Genomic DNA, 531 nt, shown 5'->3' on the forward strand with positions numbered 1-531 from the left:
TTCACCTCCTCCCAAAAGGATACATTCAGTTCGTTTATTATCATTTCTTCACAGTTCAGTCTGATTCTAAACCTGTCTCAGAAAAAAATGAGAGCAAGTAAGAGAAAGACAATTAAACGGCTTTTTAAGAAAAACTGCACTCTGAGGAATGTTTGTCCAACAAAGTGAAGAATTTCTGTATGTAGAGTAACACATATAAAAAGCCATATCAAGCATTTTAAAGCGTCAATCCCTTGCTCGTCAAGGATTTAAGGTGATATATCGAACAAATATTCCTTTTTTTCCTTTTTTCATCCTATTCCTTGATCCTTTTCCATTATTAAGAGCAAAGAAAAAAGACCTCCCATTCTATAAAGAGGTCTACCGGTATTACAGGATGATGGCGATTAAGCCGCCAGAGCCTTCGTTTATGATTCTTTCTAATGTTTCTTTTAATTTATACCGTGCGTTTTCAGGCATTAATGACAGCTTTGCCTGAATCCCTTCTCTCACAATTGAGCTCAGCGACCTTCCGAAGATATCGGAGTTCCA

General features: G+C 36.9%; 1 protein-coding gene. It reads right to left on the reverse strand.

Features of this window, described 5'->3' with window-relative positions; all coding sequences use genetic code 11:
• Nucleotides 1-369: 369 nt before the first annotated feature.
• A partial coding sequence (locus ACWHAR_RS31525) for a sporulation stage IV protein A (protein ID WP_452088985.1) occupies nt 370-531 on the reverse strand: 162 nt, incomplete at its 5' end.

The sequence above is a fragment of the Bacillus sp. LR--39 genome (genome assembly GCF_053613335.1).